The following is a 14,001-nucleotide window of genomic DNA, read 5'->3' on the forward strand; positions in this document are numbered from 1 at the left end:
TTTATGAAAAACCCAGAAGTTAAAATTAAGGAAACAAAATTATTATCAGACAATTGGTATATCTTAAACCGAGTTACTTTTGATTATAAAAAAGAAAACGGAGTGGTTGAAACTCATACTCGAGAAGTTTATGATCGTGGTAATGGTGCTGGTATTTTATTGTATAACTCAACTAAAAAAACAGTCATTTTAACACGCCAGTTTCGATTGCCAACTTTTCTTAACGGAAATAAAGATGGAATGATGATTGAAGTTTGCGCAGGACTTTTAGACAAAGACAATCCCGAAACGGCAATTATTCGTGAAACAGAAGAAGAAACGGGCTATCGTATTTCTAAAGTAGAAAAAGTGTTTGAAACCTATATGTCTCCAGGAGCAGTAACAGAGATTTTATATCTTTTTGTTGGAGAATACGATGAAAGTATGAAAGTAAGCGAAGGTGGCGGATTGGATGCAGAACAAGAAAATATTGAAGTTTTAGAATTTACATTTGATCAGGCTTACGCTATGATTGAATCAAGAGAAATTACTGATGCGAAAACTATAATGTTGTTGCAACATGCTAAAATTAAAGGATTGATTTAAGTATTAGCTTTTTTTAATAATATTAAATGAATTAAAGATTTATTATAAAATGTAAATCCCGAAACCAATTCAAAAAATTATGTAACCCTTTTCAGCTATCATAATCATAACTTTATTTTCATAAAATATACGACCTATGAAAAAGTTATATTACACAGCAAACGGATTACTATTATTGATGTTAGTGTTATTAGGTTCTTGCAAAAAGACCGATACTATAACGCTGACAGAAAACAAAACAGATAAAAAAGAAGTAATTGAATATAAAAAACCAAAAACGGTTTCTTATCAAATTTCCAATACAAAAGAATGGCTAAAGCTAAACGAAGCCGATAGTGCTAAAATGAATATCGTGTACGCTTTAAATAGAACTGATAAAGCCAATTTCAAAAAACTAGATTCTGTAGTAATTCCTGCAGATTTCAGTGGAGATTTAGTTTATTATCTTCCGTTTCCGCTGCATGTTTCAGCTTTAGAGGAAGTTTCAAAAATCATTCTTTTCTCTTATCCAACGCAAACTTTTGCCGCTTACGAAAATGGCGAATTGGTACGTACAGGTCCAACAAATATGGGAAGAAAAAAAGACCCAACTCCTACTGGATTGTTTTTTACGAATTGGAAAGCAGAACAAACTACCAGCACTTTTAATGACGAATGGGATTTAAAATGGAATTTCAACATCGAAAATAAATTAGGCGTTGGTTTTCATCAATATGAATTACCTGGCTATCCTGCTTCACATTCTTGTCTTAGATTATTAGAAAAAGACGCTAAATATCTTTATAAATTCGCTGATGAATGGATTTTAAAAGACAAAGAAAATGTAAAAGTCAAAGGAACTCCGGTCGTAGTTTTTGGAAGTTATCCTTTTGATGGCCAAAAACCTTGGCTGCAGCTGGCATCAGATCCAAAAGCTCTCGATATTTCTGAAGGAGATATTGAAACCGCCACTAAACCCTTCTTAAAGGAAATTTTAGAAAATCAAAATCTTAGAGAATCCAATCAAACTTCTGAGATTTAAGATTTCACTCAAAATATTTTTGTTTTTTTTTGCTCGCAAACCTTAGTGTTTGCGGGTTTTTTTATTTTACAAAACATCTCGTTATCAAATATACTTCATAAATAAGCGAACATTCATTTATTATTTATAAATTTGTACCTTAATTAGTTAAACCATGAGAACAAGAGACACTACTAAAGAAGATATTGTAAAGCAAAAAGCGATCGATATGATTGTCAAACAAGGCGTTGAAGGTTTTGGAATGAATCGTCTAGCAAAAGAATGTGGCGTCTCTGTAGCTACTCTTTATATTTATTATTCTGATAAAGAAGATTTAATTCGCAAAATCGGAATTGAAATTGGCCAAAACTTCTTCGCAAAAATGCTAGATGGCTTTTCTTCAGATATGTCTTTTAAAGATGGTTTAAAAAACCAATGGGAAAATCGTATTTATTTTACTTTAAATTTTACACAGCAAGCTACCTGCTTTGAAATCTTAAAACAATCTACTCACGGCGATGCCATTGTAGAAGAAATTACTGGCGATTTCAAGAAAACCATGTCAGAATTTATGTTTTCGGCAATTGAAAAAAAAGAACTCATTCCTGTAACTTTTGAGGTTTTCTGGAGTATTGCTTACGGTTCCCTCTACTCTCTTTTGGAACTTCACCGAGAAGGAAAATCAATGTCTGGAAAACCGTTTGTCTTTACTGACGAACTAAAAAAAGAAGCTTTTAATCTGGTTTTAAAAGCTTTGACACCTTAATTTTTAATGACAATTATAATTTCAAAAATCAATTACAATAGTTTATCACTCTGAGTGAAGTCGAAGAGCTACAACAAAATTACAATTCAATGAAAAATTCAATTATAGAAAATAAAAAAATAGCCATTATTGGCGGCGGCCCCGTCGGATTAACAACTGCTCGTATTTTACAAATAAATGGCGCCGATATTACAGTTTACGAGAGAGATTTTAATGCTGAAGCTAGAACTTCTGGTGGTACTTTAGATATTCATTCTGATTCAGGTCAATATGCAATTCAAAAAGCAGAATTGATGGATGTGTTTCTGCAATACGCAAGACCGACTGGTGAAAAAATGGCCGATATTGAAGGCAACATTACTTCTGACGAAATGCCCAACGAAAACAATGCCTTTTCTCGTCCTGAAATTGATCGAAACGATCTTAGAAAAATTATGCTAGATAATCTTCAAGATGAAACTGTTGTTTGGGATAGCCAATTGATAAATCTCGAAAAAACAGAAAACCATTATATTTTGGAATTCAAAAACGGCAAAAAAGAAACTGCAGACTTTGTTATTGTGGCAAATGGAGGCAGATCTAATGCTAGAAAATTTGTGAGCAATCAGGAACCACAACTTTCTGGAACTTATATTATTCAGGGAGAAATTGTAAATCCTGAACAAGATTATCCTGAATTTAAACCTAAATATGGAAATGGAAATGTAATGGCAATGGGCGAGCATAAAATGTTTTACACTCATACTATGCGTGACGGTTCTGTACATTTTGGAGTTTCTTTTAAAGCCGATGAAAATTGGATTTCCAATCACGGAATTGATTTTGAAGATGACAAAGCTGTGACTTTCTTTTTAAATGAAACTTTTAAAAACTGGGGCGACGATTACAAAAAATTCTTTGCCGCTTCTACTAAATTTTCTGGTCTACCGTTACGATTATTTTCTTTAGAAGTACCTTGGAAAGAGCATTCAAACATTACTCTTGTTGGAGATGCAGCACATTTAATGCCTCCGTTTGCCGGCGAAGGAGTTAATATGGGATTGTTTGACGCTTTTCATTTAACCGAGAATCTAACTAACGGAAAATTTGAAACGATTGACGATGCCATTGCTGATTACGAGAAAAAGATGTTTGGTTACGCTCTAGAAGCACAACGTATGACAAAGAAAATGGAAGATCTGCTACATTCTGATATCGTCGCGGAAGATATTTTAAACAGCCGATTTTAGTAACTCAAAAAGTATTTGTAGTGAACGAATATTCTTATTTAATAAAATGATAAAGTTGCTTTTAATTCCTTACATTCGCTTCAATAAGTGAAAAAAAAATTACACTGAAAGCAACTATGAAAAAAATATTTCTACTTCTTTTTATTTCTGGAACATTTTTAAACTACGGCCAGTCTAATCAAATTTTAGATTTTAAAGCTGGTTATTCTCCACAAACCGTTTATAACCAAACAACAATTAATTCTTCTGACTATGAAGTGATGTATTCAGGAAACGATAATTTTTTAGAAACACTAAAGAAAAACCAAGTACCAAACCCAACTACTATTAAAAGCAATATTACCATAGAAACCGTTTCTAAAACTGGTAAGACCGATAAAGATGGAACTTTCCCCATAACAATTGAGTATTTAAAAGCTGTAGATGGAAGTGGTAAAATAATAATTCCGAGCGGTACATTACTGTACGGAAAAACCTCATCGACAAGTTTGCCTAAAATGGATTCTATTGTTGCAAAGGATATGGAAGAAAGTCTAAAAAATGTCATTTTTCAAACGGTTCAAAGTACTTTTTCGCAACTTGTTATGCCTCAGAAAAAACTAAAAATAGGAGAATCTTTTGTTCAGGAAAGTCCGCTAACTTTACCAATTGCAGGCATTAATATTGAGATGCAGATCACAACTACATACAAATTAAAAAGTATGACTTCTAAAAACGCGTACTTTGATATTACACAGACTTATACCATGAAAATGTCTGACACAAGATTTGAAACAAACGGATCTGGAATGGGAAGTGGGGATTTAGTTTATGATATTCCAAATCATTTTATGAGTGAAAATATCTTAAAAATGGATTTTAATCTCGATTTAAAACACACCGATTTTAGTATACAATTAAAATCAAAAAGTGATTTTAAACAGACAGCACAAATATCAAAAAATAATTAAAACAATAAAAAAAGGCGCCAGAATTAAATCTTGCGCCTTTTTGCTTTATAGTAAAACTCTAAAATTATCTAGAATAATTTGGAGCTTCTTTTGTAATTGTTACGTTGTGTGGGTGACTTTCAGTAATTCCACTTGATGTGATTCTAACAAATCGTCCAGACTCTTGTAAAGTAGGAATATCTTTTGAACCGCAATATCCCATACCTGCGCGAAGACCACCTATAAATTGAAGCATACTTTCGTTTAATTCCCCTTTGTAAGGAACACGTCCAACGATTCCTTCTGGAACTAATTTCTTAACATCATCTTCAACATCTTGGAAATAACGATCTTTAGAACCTGTTTGCATCGCTTCAACAGATCCCATTCCACGATAAGATTTGAATTTTCTTCCTTCAAAAATGATAGTTTCTCCTGGAGATTCTTTTGTTCCTGCTAATAATGAACCTAACATTACACAGTCAGCACCTGCTGCAATTGCTTTAGGAATATCCCCTGTATAACGAATTCCACCGTCAGCAATAACTGGTACTCCAGTTCCTTTGATTGCTGCAGCAACTTCTAAAACTGCTGAAAATTGAGGAAAACCAACACCTGCAACAATACGTGTAGTACAGATAGAACCAGGTCCGATTCCAACTTTAACACCATCAGCACCATTTTCTACTAAATATTTAGCAGCTTCTGGCGTTGCAATGTTTCCTACAATCACATCTATTTGAGGGAATTTTGCTTTTACTTCTTTCAATGTATTTACAACACCTTCAGTATGTCCGTGAGCTGTATCGATAATAATTGCATCTACACCAGCCGCTACCAAAGCTTCAGCTCTTTGAACTGCATCTCCAGTAACTCCAATTGCAGCTGCCACTCTCAAACGTCCAAAAGAATCTTTATTAGCGATTGGCTTTTGAGTTAATTTTGTAATATCTCTAAAAGTAATTAAACCAACTAATTCGTTTTTATCGTTTACAACTGGTAATTTTTCAATTTTATGACCTTGCAAAACAACTTCTGCCTGCTCTAGTGAAGTTCCTTCAGAAACTGTAACTAAGTTTTGGCTTGTCATTACTTCTGCGATTGGTCTTGCGCCATTTTTCTCGAAACGTAAGTCACGATTCGTTACAATACCTTTTAAGATTTTGTTTTCGTCAACGATTGGAATACCACCGATTCCGAATTCTTTCATGGCATTTTTTGCATCAGCGATAGTAGAATTCATTGGTAATGTTACCGGATCGATAATCATTCCTGCTTCTGCACGTTTTACTTTTCGAACTTTTCCTGCTTGTTGTTCGATAGTCATATTTTTATGTAAAACACCAATTCCGCCTTCTTGCGCCATAGCGATTGCCATTGCACTTTCTGTTACCGTATCCATAGCAGCAGATACGATTGGAACGTTTAATGTGATGTTTCTTGAGAATTTTGATTTGATACTCACTTCGCGAGGAAGCACATTCGAGTAGTTAGGTACTAATAATACATCGTCGTAAGTTAAACCTTCGCCGATAATCTTGGAGTTGTGTGCTATCATGTTGCAATTTCTAGTTGAATTGCGTGCAAATATAGTGAATAAATTGCTAACTTGAATACTAAGTTATTCATAAATTTATCCTTACACGAATCGTCTTACAAAATTATAAACTCTAGCCCAGATGGAAATGGAAAGCCACGAAAAGGCAAAAGACATTTTTTTCTGGTTTAAAAAAGCGACCAACGGAAGCTCTTTTTAAGCCTTGAAAAAAAGTGTTTTGCCTCGAGTGTTTGAAATGGACAGCTGGACACGAGCGATAGTGACTGACGAAGTAGTCAGCTCCTAATTCTAGTAATTTTTATTACTCATCATCATGGTCTTGAAATACAAAATTAATTCCGAGTTGGAAAGTCGCACTGCTAGCTTTGGATAAATCTTTGTATTCTAAAACATTACCAAATAGCGCATAAATATTTACGGGTCCGAGTGTTCCTGCTAAACCTAAACCGATATTTTTATTTGAAAATGTATCAAAAGTATACGTTGCTTTTGCTTCTAATTTTCTAAAAATACTTCTTTTGTAAAATGCTGTTAAAGCTACCAAAGGCTCACGAGGTGCTGACATAGCAAATAATTGTGCTCCGACTGCATTCTTATAATAAGTATTAATTTTTCCTCGACAATTACATTCGTCATCAGGACGAGCCTCTCCAAAAGAGTACTGTATAGAAGAATAAAACTTAGTCGGACGCCATGTAGTATACTTATTGTATAATGTATCTCTTGGTATGGCTTTATCGAATTCGTCAAAAATATCTTCTGGTTCGTCATTTCCTGCAAAATCAGGATTTACACCATTATATTGATAAGTTCCTTTGTAAGTAAGTGTTTCTATATCTTTTGATTGTCTTATAAAACCTAAATCTACTACACTTGCCGTTAACTGCAAATTCTTTTTAATATAATACGTAAATCCAGCATCGACACCTAAACCTAAACTTCCGCTAAAGAAAGTATTATTGGCGATATCTCTGACTACATTTCCTTCGTATTCGTCTTTTGTGAATTTAGAAAGTCCAGACGTTTTTAATTCTAAATCAGACGAAATGATTTGATTGTAAAGATTAGCATTTCCTGAATCCTGTCCTGTATAGATATAACCTGCATTTTTTGTTGATGTTGCATTTGCGCCACTTGAATAAATTTTGGCGCGGCCTCCGTAAACAAATTTTTCATTTACTTTTTTATGAAAACCAACATGCCAAACGGAAAGAACCTCAGCTTTCATGCTTAGATCTCCAAGATTAAACGATTTTCCGATGTAATTTCGATTTCCATCTAAAGCTAATATGGCCAAATCTTTTGGAACAAACATGAAAAAGTCAAATTCCTGATACAATCCGAATGAAATGTATGATTTACTTTCTCTTCCACCAATTCTAAATCCTCCAGAAAACACTTCCAATTGTTGATTGGTTACAACTTTATCTCTGTTTGTTGATTGATTAATTACGTTTCTAACCTTTTGATTAAAATCGACTCCGTTGTTAGCAAACAAATCGTAAGCGGTAAAACTGCTTGATCCAACATTTGCTGAAATTCCAGATAAAACTGGAAATCCAAAATAATATTTATAAGAAACGTCGGCTCCTGGATTTACCATGAGAGATTGCGGAATAGACGTAAAATTATACAGTAATTCTTTATTTTGAGAAAAACAAGAAAGCTGAAAAATGAGGCAGACAATCAGATATATTTTTCTCATTCAATTATTAAGTAAGCTGTTGCACTTGATTTTAATTTTAAACTCCCTAAACTCTGACTGTTTAGTGGAGTTCCTTCAGAAATTGCGACTCTGAAACCTATTTTTACGGTCTTTTTTAGGAGATCTAATCGTTGATTTTCAAAAACTTCTGTTGGAAATTTAATAACATTTGCGGTTCCTCTATAAGCAGGAACAGGGAAAGTTAGCGTTTGCAATACTTGATTATTAGCATCTAATAATTGCAGGCTTACTAAAAAAGCGCGATCGATGGTGTTTTCAATTTCAAAATTGAGTTCGGCTTTTTGCAGGTGTTCGTTAAAAAATTTATCTTTAAAAATATCAAAACCTCTTGAATCATCAGCAACATGGTTTCCACCATCGTCTACAAGTTTATTGGCTGGAATATCAAAATAAGCAAGATTAGCCAAAAAAGCAGGCTCTAACTTAAGATCCTTAATTTGATCGAAATCTAAATCACTTGAACATGAAGAAAATAAAAGTGATATAATTACTATTTTTAAAACTTTACTTAAGAAGTTTGATTTCATGACAAAAGTATATCTATAAATGTAACGTCTAATGTTTACAATCATTATCTAAGTTAGTAAATATAACTATTTATTAATGGAACTTTCCGAACAATTTTGAAGCTTCATTATAAGCACTTTCAAAGCTTAGAGAATTTAAACCGGTAATTTTTTTATTAGCCGTAAAATAAGAAACCAGTTTTTCTGTCGGCATATTTCCGGTCAATTTATCTGTTGCCATTGGACAGCCTCCAAAACCTTGGATCGCACCATCAAAACGAGTACAGCCTGCTTTTGCAGCTGCATCAATTTTTTCAAACCAGCTTTCAGGCGTTGTATGAAGATGTGCTCCAAACTCGATTTTGGGATATTTCGGAATTAAATCTGAAAACAAGTACGTAATTACTTCTGGTGTAGAAGTTCCGACAGTATCAGAAAGTGATAGAATCTTCACGCCCATTTCAGCGAGTTTTTCTGTCCACTCTGCAACAATTTCAATATTCCATGGATCTCCATATGGATTTCCAAATCCCATAGAAAGATAAGTTACTACTTCTTTGTTTTTCTTATCTGCAACTTCTAAAATTTCTTCTAAAGTAATTAAAGATTCTGCAATCGTCTTGTGGGTATTACGCATTTGAAAATTCTCGGAAATAGAAAAAGGAAAACCCAAATACTGAATCTGTTCGTACGCCGAAGACGTGATTGCGCCTTGTGTATTTGCAATAATTGAAAGCAGTTTACTCGTTGTTTGAGATAAATCAAGCTGTTCTAAAACAGCTGCTGTATCCTGCATCTGCGGAATAGCTTTTGGAGAAACAAAACTTCCAAAATCAATTGTATCAAATCCTACACGAAGCAATGCTTGTATGTATGTCACTTTATTTTTTGTCGGAATAAAAGTTTTGATGCCTTGCATGGCATCTCTTGGACATTCGATAATCTTGATTTCTTTATTCAAAGCTTATTCATTTGTAAAGGCTAAGTTAGTTTCTTTTTTATTGAAATAAAAGATAATTTTAGCCGAATCAGAAAGTATTACAAAATAGTGTAATACCAAAAATAATTACCAAAAAGTGTAATAATTAAAAATATTACCCAAAAACGTAATAATAAAAAATATTACTTATATTTGTAATAGAAAGTTGATGATTTTTTAATTATATTTGATTATGACTAGTGTAATTACCGGCGATATAATTGGTTCAAGACAGCAGCCATCTGAACATTGGGTTGAAGATTTAAAAAAAATTTTAACACCATTTGGTCCAACGCCAAGTCAATGGGAGATTTACCGTGGAGATGAATTTCAAATTGAAGTTGCCAAACCAGAAGATGCCTTATTAGTTGCTATTTTGGTAAAGGCACATTTGAGAACATTAAAATCTGATGCTCGTATGAGTATTGGTTTTGGAGACAAAACGCATCATTCGGAAAGAATCTCTCAAAGCAATGGCTCAGCATTTATTAATTCTGGTGAATTGTTTGAAACCTTAAAAAAGCAGAAAGTTACATTAGCTTTGCGAACGGGAAATTCAAATTTTGATGAAAACCTAAATTTAATGATTCAGCTTGCATTGACATTTATGGACACATGGCTGGTGCAATCTGCAGAATTTGTAGCGCTGGCAATAGAAAACCCGAACTTGTCACAAGAGGAATTAGGACAAAAACTAGGCATCAATCAAGCCGCAGTGAGCCGAAGACAGAAACGTGCTCAGTTTGATTTGGTCATGCAATTAGACAAATATTTTAGAACACAAATAAAACAACTTTCAGCATTATGATTTTATTTATAAAACTGCTTTTAGCGCATTTATTAGGCGATTTTATCTGGCAACCCAATTCTTGGGTAACGCATAAAGAAGCAAATAAACATAAAAGTGTTTACCTATATCTTCATATTTTACTTCATGGAGTATTAGCAGCTGTTTTAGTAGGACAAATCAGTTTCATTCCGTACGCCATTTTTATTGCTGTAACTCATGGAATTATTGATTTAATCAAACTGAATTTTCAGAAACCAAAAACCAAACGCACTTGGTTTGTAGTAGACCAAATTGCCCATGTATTGATTTTAATTGGAATTACTGCATTTCTTTATCAAGACAATGGATTTATCCATTTTTTGGTTATGAATGAATTTTGGATTTTAATAACGGGGTTTTTATTAGTAACAAAACCTACATCAATTTTCATCAAAACCATTATTTCGATTTGGAGTCCGGAAAGCCAGAACAGCCATAAAGACAATTCTCTTGCCAATGCAGGAAATTACATTGGCATATTAGAACGTCTATTTGTAGTTTGTTTTATTTTGACAGGACATTTTGAGGCAATCGGTTTTTTATTGGCAACAAAATCTATTTTTAGATTCGGTGATTTAAAAGAAGCCAAAGACCGAAAACTTACTGAATATGTAATGATTGGAACGCTAATGAGTTTCGGAATTTCAATCTTAACCGGATTAGCAATTCAGGCGCTTCTTTAACAATTGCCCTAAAACTTTTTTATTGATTGCTTTTATCAAGGCTGGACCTTCATATATAAATCCCGTGTATAATTGCACTAAACTTGCTCCTGCATTTAGTTTTTCGATAGCATCGTCAGCAGAGTGAATTCCTCCTACTCCAATAATTGGAAATGCTTTATTGCTTTTTTCTGAAAGAAAACGAATTACTTCTGTAGAACGTTTTGCTAATGGTTTTCCAGACAAACCTCCCATTTCAGATTGATTTGCAGATTGTAAACCATCTCTAGAAATTGTTGTATTGGTTGCAATTACACCCGCAATCTGAGTTGTTTTCACAATATCAATAATATCCAATAACTGCTCGTCTGTTAAGTCTGGAGCAATCTTTAAAAGAATTGGTTTTACTTTTTGAGTACTAGTCTTTTGTTTTTCGACATTTCTATTTTGCAATGTCTGCAATAAAGCTGTCAACGGTTCTTTATCTTGCAAAGCTCTCAAATTTGGCGTATTTGGCGAACTTACATTTACTACAAAATAATCTACATGATTAAACAATGCGTCAAAACAAATGATATAATCTTTAACAGCATCTTCATTATCGGTTACTTTATTCTTTCCGATATTTCCTCCAATCAAAACGCCCGAATTCTTTTTCAAACGTTCTACAGCTTCTAGAACACCTCCATTATTAAATCCCATTCGGTTAATAATAGCCTGATCTTCTTTTAAACGGAATAAACGTTTTTTAGGATTTCCTTCTTGTCCAACTGGCGTTACTGTTCCGATTTCGATAAAACCAAAACCAAAATCTCCTAATTCTTTATATAGTTTGGCATCTTTATCAAAACCTGCTGCGAGTCCAACTGGATTTTTAAATTTGATTCCAAAAACTTCTCTTTCTAATCTAGAATCTTTTACCTCATAAATTGATCTTATAATCGCCGAAACACCTGGAATTTTTGAAATGAATTTAACGAATGAAAAAGTAAAGTAATGTACTTCTTCAGGATCAAACCAGAAAAGTATCGGACGAATTATCAATTTATACATAAAAGTTGTGTTGTTGTTATTTGGCTGCAAATTTAAATATTATAGTTTAAAAAGGTGCTTTTTTACCAAAACAAATAATTTCAATTTTGTTCAATTCTTCAAAAGATAAAGTCCAAAATTTAATTTTTAAGGTTGCAAGTTATAAAATGAAACCAGTTCAGGGATCTAAACAAACGCCTCAGGATTATTTATTACCTAATTTTGAGACATTTAAAAGAAATTCTTGTTGTTACTTTTTTTCACTTTAAAAACTAGAATTCATGCGAAATGAAACAAAAACAAGAAACGATATCCACTTTGGAAAAATGCTTTTTCTGACAACTCTTTTTCATTTGTCCTGTTTTACAAAAATTACTGCTCAAGAAAATGAGGAAAAGACTTTTAGTCCGCATCATCAAATTGGTATATCGATCAATCACGTTCATGTTTTTGAAGGTCGCGATGACGAAGGAAACCGTGAAGTTTTGAGTCTGCCTGCTTGGGGATTAGATTATACTTTTCAGTTTCATAAAAAATGGGCAATTGGTCTTCATACTGATTTTATAATTGAAAAATTTAAGGTCGAAAAAAATCTTTCCAGCGGAGAAGATAAAGAAACTGTAGAACGAAGCTATCCAATTGCGCCTGCCTTAATGGGAATTTATAAACCAAATGAACATTGGAGTTTTCTTTTAGGTTTTGGAGGAGAATTTGCCAAAGAAGAAGATTTTTTCTTGACCAGAGCTGGAGTAGAATATGGATACGAACTTCCAAAAGACTGGGAAATTTTCGGAACTGTCAGTTATGATTTTAAATGGAATGCCTATGACAGCTGGGGAATTGGTTTAGGAATCGCTAAAAACTTTGGAGGTAAATAATTTGATATAAACCATCTAAGCTTATGTACATCAACAAAAAAGCAAATAATATTACTCAAAATCTATTGATGCTATTATTTTTATTTGTCAGTTTTAAAGGGCTTTCACAACATGAAAAAGACACCTCCAAGCTGATGAATGTTCGTTATGGAAACAAAGGAATTGAATTACAAACTAGAGACAATAAATTTTTATTTCAATTACAAAGCAGACTGCAATTTCGTTTTTCTACACCTTATGATACTGATCCTTTAACCTATGATGATTATAGTCAAGATGCAAAAACTACTTTTAAAATAAATCGCGCCAGACTAAAAATCGGCGGGCATGCCTTTGAACCTTGGCTAAAATATTATTGGGAATACGAACTAAGTCAGTCCAACTTACTTGATTTTAGAATTATGATTGAAAAGTGGGATTGGTTAAGCTTTAAAGTTGGACAATGGAAAACAGAATTTACACGTGAACGTTTCATAAGCAGTGGCGAACAGCAAATGGTGGAAAGATCTCTTATTAATCGGCCTTTTACAGTAGACAGAGAATTGGGCGCTGAAGTTTATGGCCATTTAAAAGGCAATGGCATTGCAGATTTTAATTATTGGTTTGCAGCTTTAACAGGAACTGGACGCGGCAGCACTTCTAATGACGATAACCATCTTATGTATTTTGGAAGAGCACAATGGAATTTCTTAGGTCGATTTTTAGATTTTGAAGGCTGTGATTTAGAATTTCATGAAAAACCAACTCCAATTATTGCCTTTTCTGCCATCACTAACCGAAGTCCTTACACTCGTTTTTCGCAAGCTGGTGGCGGTTCATTAGACGGATTTGAAGATGGATTGCCTGGACAATACAGAGTGAATCAATGGAATTTGGAAACCGCCTTCATGTATCGCGGTTTTTCTTGGCAGAGCGAATGGCATACTAAAGAAATTATAGACAAATACAATAATGATTACATGACAGTTATGAAAGGATATTATATTCAGGCTGGATACTTCTTTCATAACGTTTTTAAGTGGTGGCCTGAACATTTAGAGATGGCGGCAAGACATGCTACATATAGACCTGATTATTCAATTAGAGAAAATAGACAAGCTGAGTCTACTTTGGCGTTTAACTGGTTTTTTAAAGGGCACAAAAACAAGCTAACTTCTGAGGTAAGTTATTTTAGTTTTCAAGATAAAACGCTTCCTCTAGAACAAGGATGGCGCTTTAGAATACAATGGGATATTTCCTTGTAATCTTCAATACAAACTTTTAAACTATTCCGATAAACGAGACATTTTTTTTCATAACTTTAATTCACATAAACAACTGAA

The 14,001-nt window shown here is 33.4% G+C and carries 14 protein-coding genes; 9 read left to right on the forward strand and 5 right to left on the reverse strand.

Translation table 11 applies throughout. The annotated features are described in order from the left end of the window. The first annotated feature begins 3 nt into the window (after positions 1-3). The 5 genes from nudK to LL966_RS09465 all read left to right on the forward strand — a co-directional run bounded on the left by nudK (position 4) and on the right by LL966_RS09465 (position 4,530). Positions 4-585 carry a GDP-mannose pyrophosphatase NudK gene (gene nudK, locus LL966_RS09445; protein ID WP_229352679.1) on the forward strand — a complete coding sequence of 194 codons (582 nt, stop codon included), beginning with the start codon at positions 4-6 and terminating at the stop codon, positions 583-585. A gap of 136 nt (positions 586-721) precedes the next feature. Further along, the gene (locus tag LL966_RS09450) at positions 722-1,606 is read left to right on the forward strand and encodes a L,D-transpeptidase (protein ID WP_229352680.1); all 885 of its coding nucleotides are present in this window, start codon (positions 722-724) and stop codon (positions 1,604-1,606) included. Between the two features lie 154 nt (positions 1,607-1,760). Beyond that, entirely contained in the window at positions 1,761-2,351 is a 591-nt protein-coding gene (locus LL966_RS09455) for a TetR/AcrR family transcriptional regulator (protein ID WP_229352682.1), read from the forward strand. Positions 2,352-2,440: 89 nt separating this feature from the next. After that, positions 2,441-3,580 carry an FAD-dependent oxidoreductase gene (locus LL966_RS09460; RefSeq protein WP_229352687.1) on the forward strand — a complete coding sequence of 380 codons (1,140 nt, stop codon included), beginning with the start codon at positions 2,441-2,443 and terminating at the stop codon, positions 3,578-3,580. A gap of 116 nt (positions 3,581-3,696) precedes the next feature. Further along, positions 3,697-4,530, forward strand: coding sequence for a hypothetical protein (locus tag LL966_RS09465; RefSeq protein ID WP_229352689.1), 834 nt, complete (start codon positions 3,697-3,699; stop codon positions 4,528-4,530). Between the two features lie 64 nt (positions 4,531-4,594). On the opposite strand, the gene guaB is transcribed toward LL966_RS09465, so the two are convergent. The 4 genes from guaB to LL966_RS09485 form a co-directional block, all read right to left on the reverse strand. Next, positions 4,595-6,067: an IMP dehydrogenase gene (gene guaB, locus LL966_RS09470; protein WP_229352693.1), complete on the reverse strand. Its 1,473-nt coding sequence runs from the start codon at positions 6,065-6,067 to the stop codon at positions 4,595-4,597. 301 nt (positions 6,068-6,368) lie between these two features. Further along, on the reverse strand, positions 6,369-7,772 hold the full coding sequence (locus LL966_RS09475) for a DUF5723 family protein (protein ID WP_229352695.1): 1,404 nt from the start codon (positions 7,770-7,772) through the stop codon (positions 6,369-6,371). After that, positions 7,769-8,320, reverse strand: a complete 552-nt coding sequence (locus LL966_RS09480; RefSeq protein WP_229352697.1) for a hypothetical protein — start codon at positions 8,318-8,320, stop codon at positions 7,769-7,771. The genes LL966_RS09475 and LL966_RS09480 overlap by 4 nt, the downstream gene beginning before the upstream one ends. Before the next feature lie 73 nt (positions 8,321-8,393). Then, positions 8,394-9,260 (reverse strand): hydroxymethylglutaryl-CoA lyase, encoded by an 867-nt coding sequence (locus LL966_RS09485; protein ID WP_229352699.1) that lies wholly within the window; start codon positions 9,258-9,260, stop codon positions 8,394-8,396. Between the two features lie 211 nt (positions 9,261-9,471). Here LL966_RS09485 and LL966_RS09490 point away from each other — a divergent pair, with 211 nt between their 5' ends. Then, entirely contained in the window at positions 9,472-10,086 is a 615-nt protein-coding gene (locus LL966_RS09490) for a SatD family protein (protein WP_229352701.1), read from the forward strand. Continuing rightward, complete coding sequence (locus LL966_RS09495; RefSeq protein WP_229352703.1) at positions 10,083-10,790, forward strand: DUF3307 domain-containing protein; 708 nt, start codon at positions 10,083-10,085, stop codon at positions 10,788-10,790. The genes LL966_RS09490 and LL966_RS09495 overlap by 4 nt, the downstream gene beginning before the upstream one ends. Here the strand turns inward: LL966_RS09495 and LL966_RS09500 are convergent. After that, a complete protein-coding gene (locus LL966_RS09500) occupies positions 10,767-11,822 on the reverse strand; it encodes a quinone-dependent dihydroorotate dehydrogenase (protein ID WP_229352705.1) in 1,056 nt (351 codons plus the stop codon). The two genes, LL966_RS09495 and LL966_RS09500, sit on opposite strands and share 24 nt — an antisense overlap. Positions 11,823-12,082: 260 nt before the next feature. Here LL966_RS09500 and LL966_RS09505 point away from each other — a divergent pair, with 260 nt between their 5' ends. Both LL966_RS09505 and LL966_RS09510 read left to right on the forward strand, forming a co-directional pair. Beyond that, a complete protein-coding gene (locus LL966_RS09505; RefSeq protein WP_229352707.1) occupies positions 12,083-12,679 on the forward strand; it encodes a hypothetical protein in 597 nt (198 codons plus the stop codon). A gap of 23 nt (positions 12,680-12,702) precedes the next feature. Then, the gene (locus LL966_RS09510; RefSeq protein ID WP_229352708.1) at positions 12,703-13,923 is read left to right on the forward strand and encodes an OprO/OprP family phosphate-selective porin; all 1,221 of its coding nucleotides are present in this window, start codon (positions 12,703-12,705) and stop codon (positions 13,921-13,923) included. The last annotated feature ends 78 nt before the right edge of the window (positions 13,924-14,001 follow it).

Source organism: Flavobacterium chungbukense, from assembly GCF_020805785.1.
GTDB classification, from domain to species: Bacteria; Bacteroidota; Bacteroidia; order Flavobacteriales; family Flavobacteriaceae; genus Flavobacterium; species Flavobacterium chungbukense.

What these genes read in the sequence shown, in the direction of transcription:
- nudK (WP_229352679.1), top strand. Translation starts at nt 4, where the DNA reads ATGAAAAACCCAGAAGTTAAAATTAAGGAAACAAAATTATTATCAGAC.
- LL966_RS09450 (WP_229352680.1), top strand. Translation starts at nt 722, where the DNA reads ATGAAAAAGTTATATTACACAGCAAACGGATTACTATTATTGATGTTA.
- LL966_RS09455 (WP_229352682.1), top strand. Translation starts at nt 1,761, where the DNA reads ATGAGAACAAGAGACACTACTAAAGAAGATATTGTAAAGCAAAAAGCG.
- LL966_RS09460 (WP_229352687.1), top strand. Translation starts at nt 2,441, where the DNA reads ATGAAAAATTCAATTATAGAAAATAAAAAAATAGCCATTATTGGCGGC.
- LL966_RS09465 (WP_229352689.1), top strand. Translation starts at nt 3,697, where the DNA reads ATGAAAAAAATATTTCTACTTCTTTTTATTTCTGGAACATTTTTAAAC.
- guaB (WP_229352693.1), bottom strand. Translation starts at nt 6,067, where the DNA reads ATGATAGCACACAACTCCAAGATTATCGGCGAAGGTTTAACTTACGAC.
- LL966_RS09475 (WP_229352695.1), bottom strand. Translation starts at nt 7,772, where the DNA reads ATGAGAAAAATATATCTGATTGTCTGCCTCATTTTTCAGCTTTCTTGT.
- LL966_RS09480 (WP_229352697.1), bottom strand. Translation starts at nt 8,320, where the DNA reads ATGAAATCAAACTTCTTAAGTAAAGTTTTAAAAATAGTAATTATATCA.
- LL966_RS09490 (WP_229352701.1), top strand. Translation starts at nt 9,472, where the DNA reads ATGACTAGTGTAATTACCGGCGATATAATTGGTTCAAGACAGCAGCCA.
- LL966_RS09495 (WP_229352703.1), top strand. Translation starts at nt 10,083, where the DNA reads ATGATTTTATTTATAAAACTGCTTTTAGCGCATTTATTAGGCGATTTT.
- LL966_RS09500 (WP_229352705.1), bottom strand. Translation starts at nt 11,822, where the DNA reads ATGTATAAATTGATAATTCGTCCGATACTTTTCTGGTTTGATCCTGAA.
- LL966_RS09505 (WP_229352707.1), top strand. Translation starts at nt 12,083, where the DNA reads ATGCGAAATGAAACAAAAACAAGAAACGATATCCACTTTGGAAAAATG.
- LL966_RS09510 (WP_229352708.1), top strand. Translation starts at nt 12,703, where the DNA reads ATGTACATCAACAAAAAAGCAAATAATATTACTCAAAATCTATTGATG.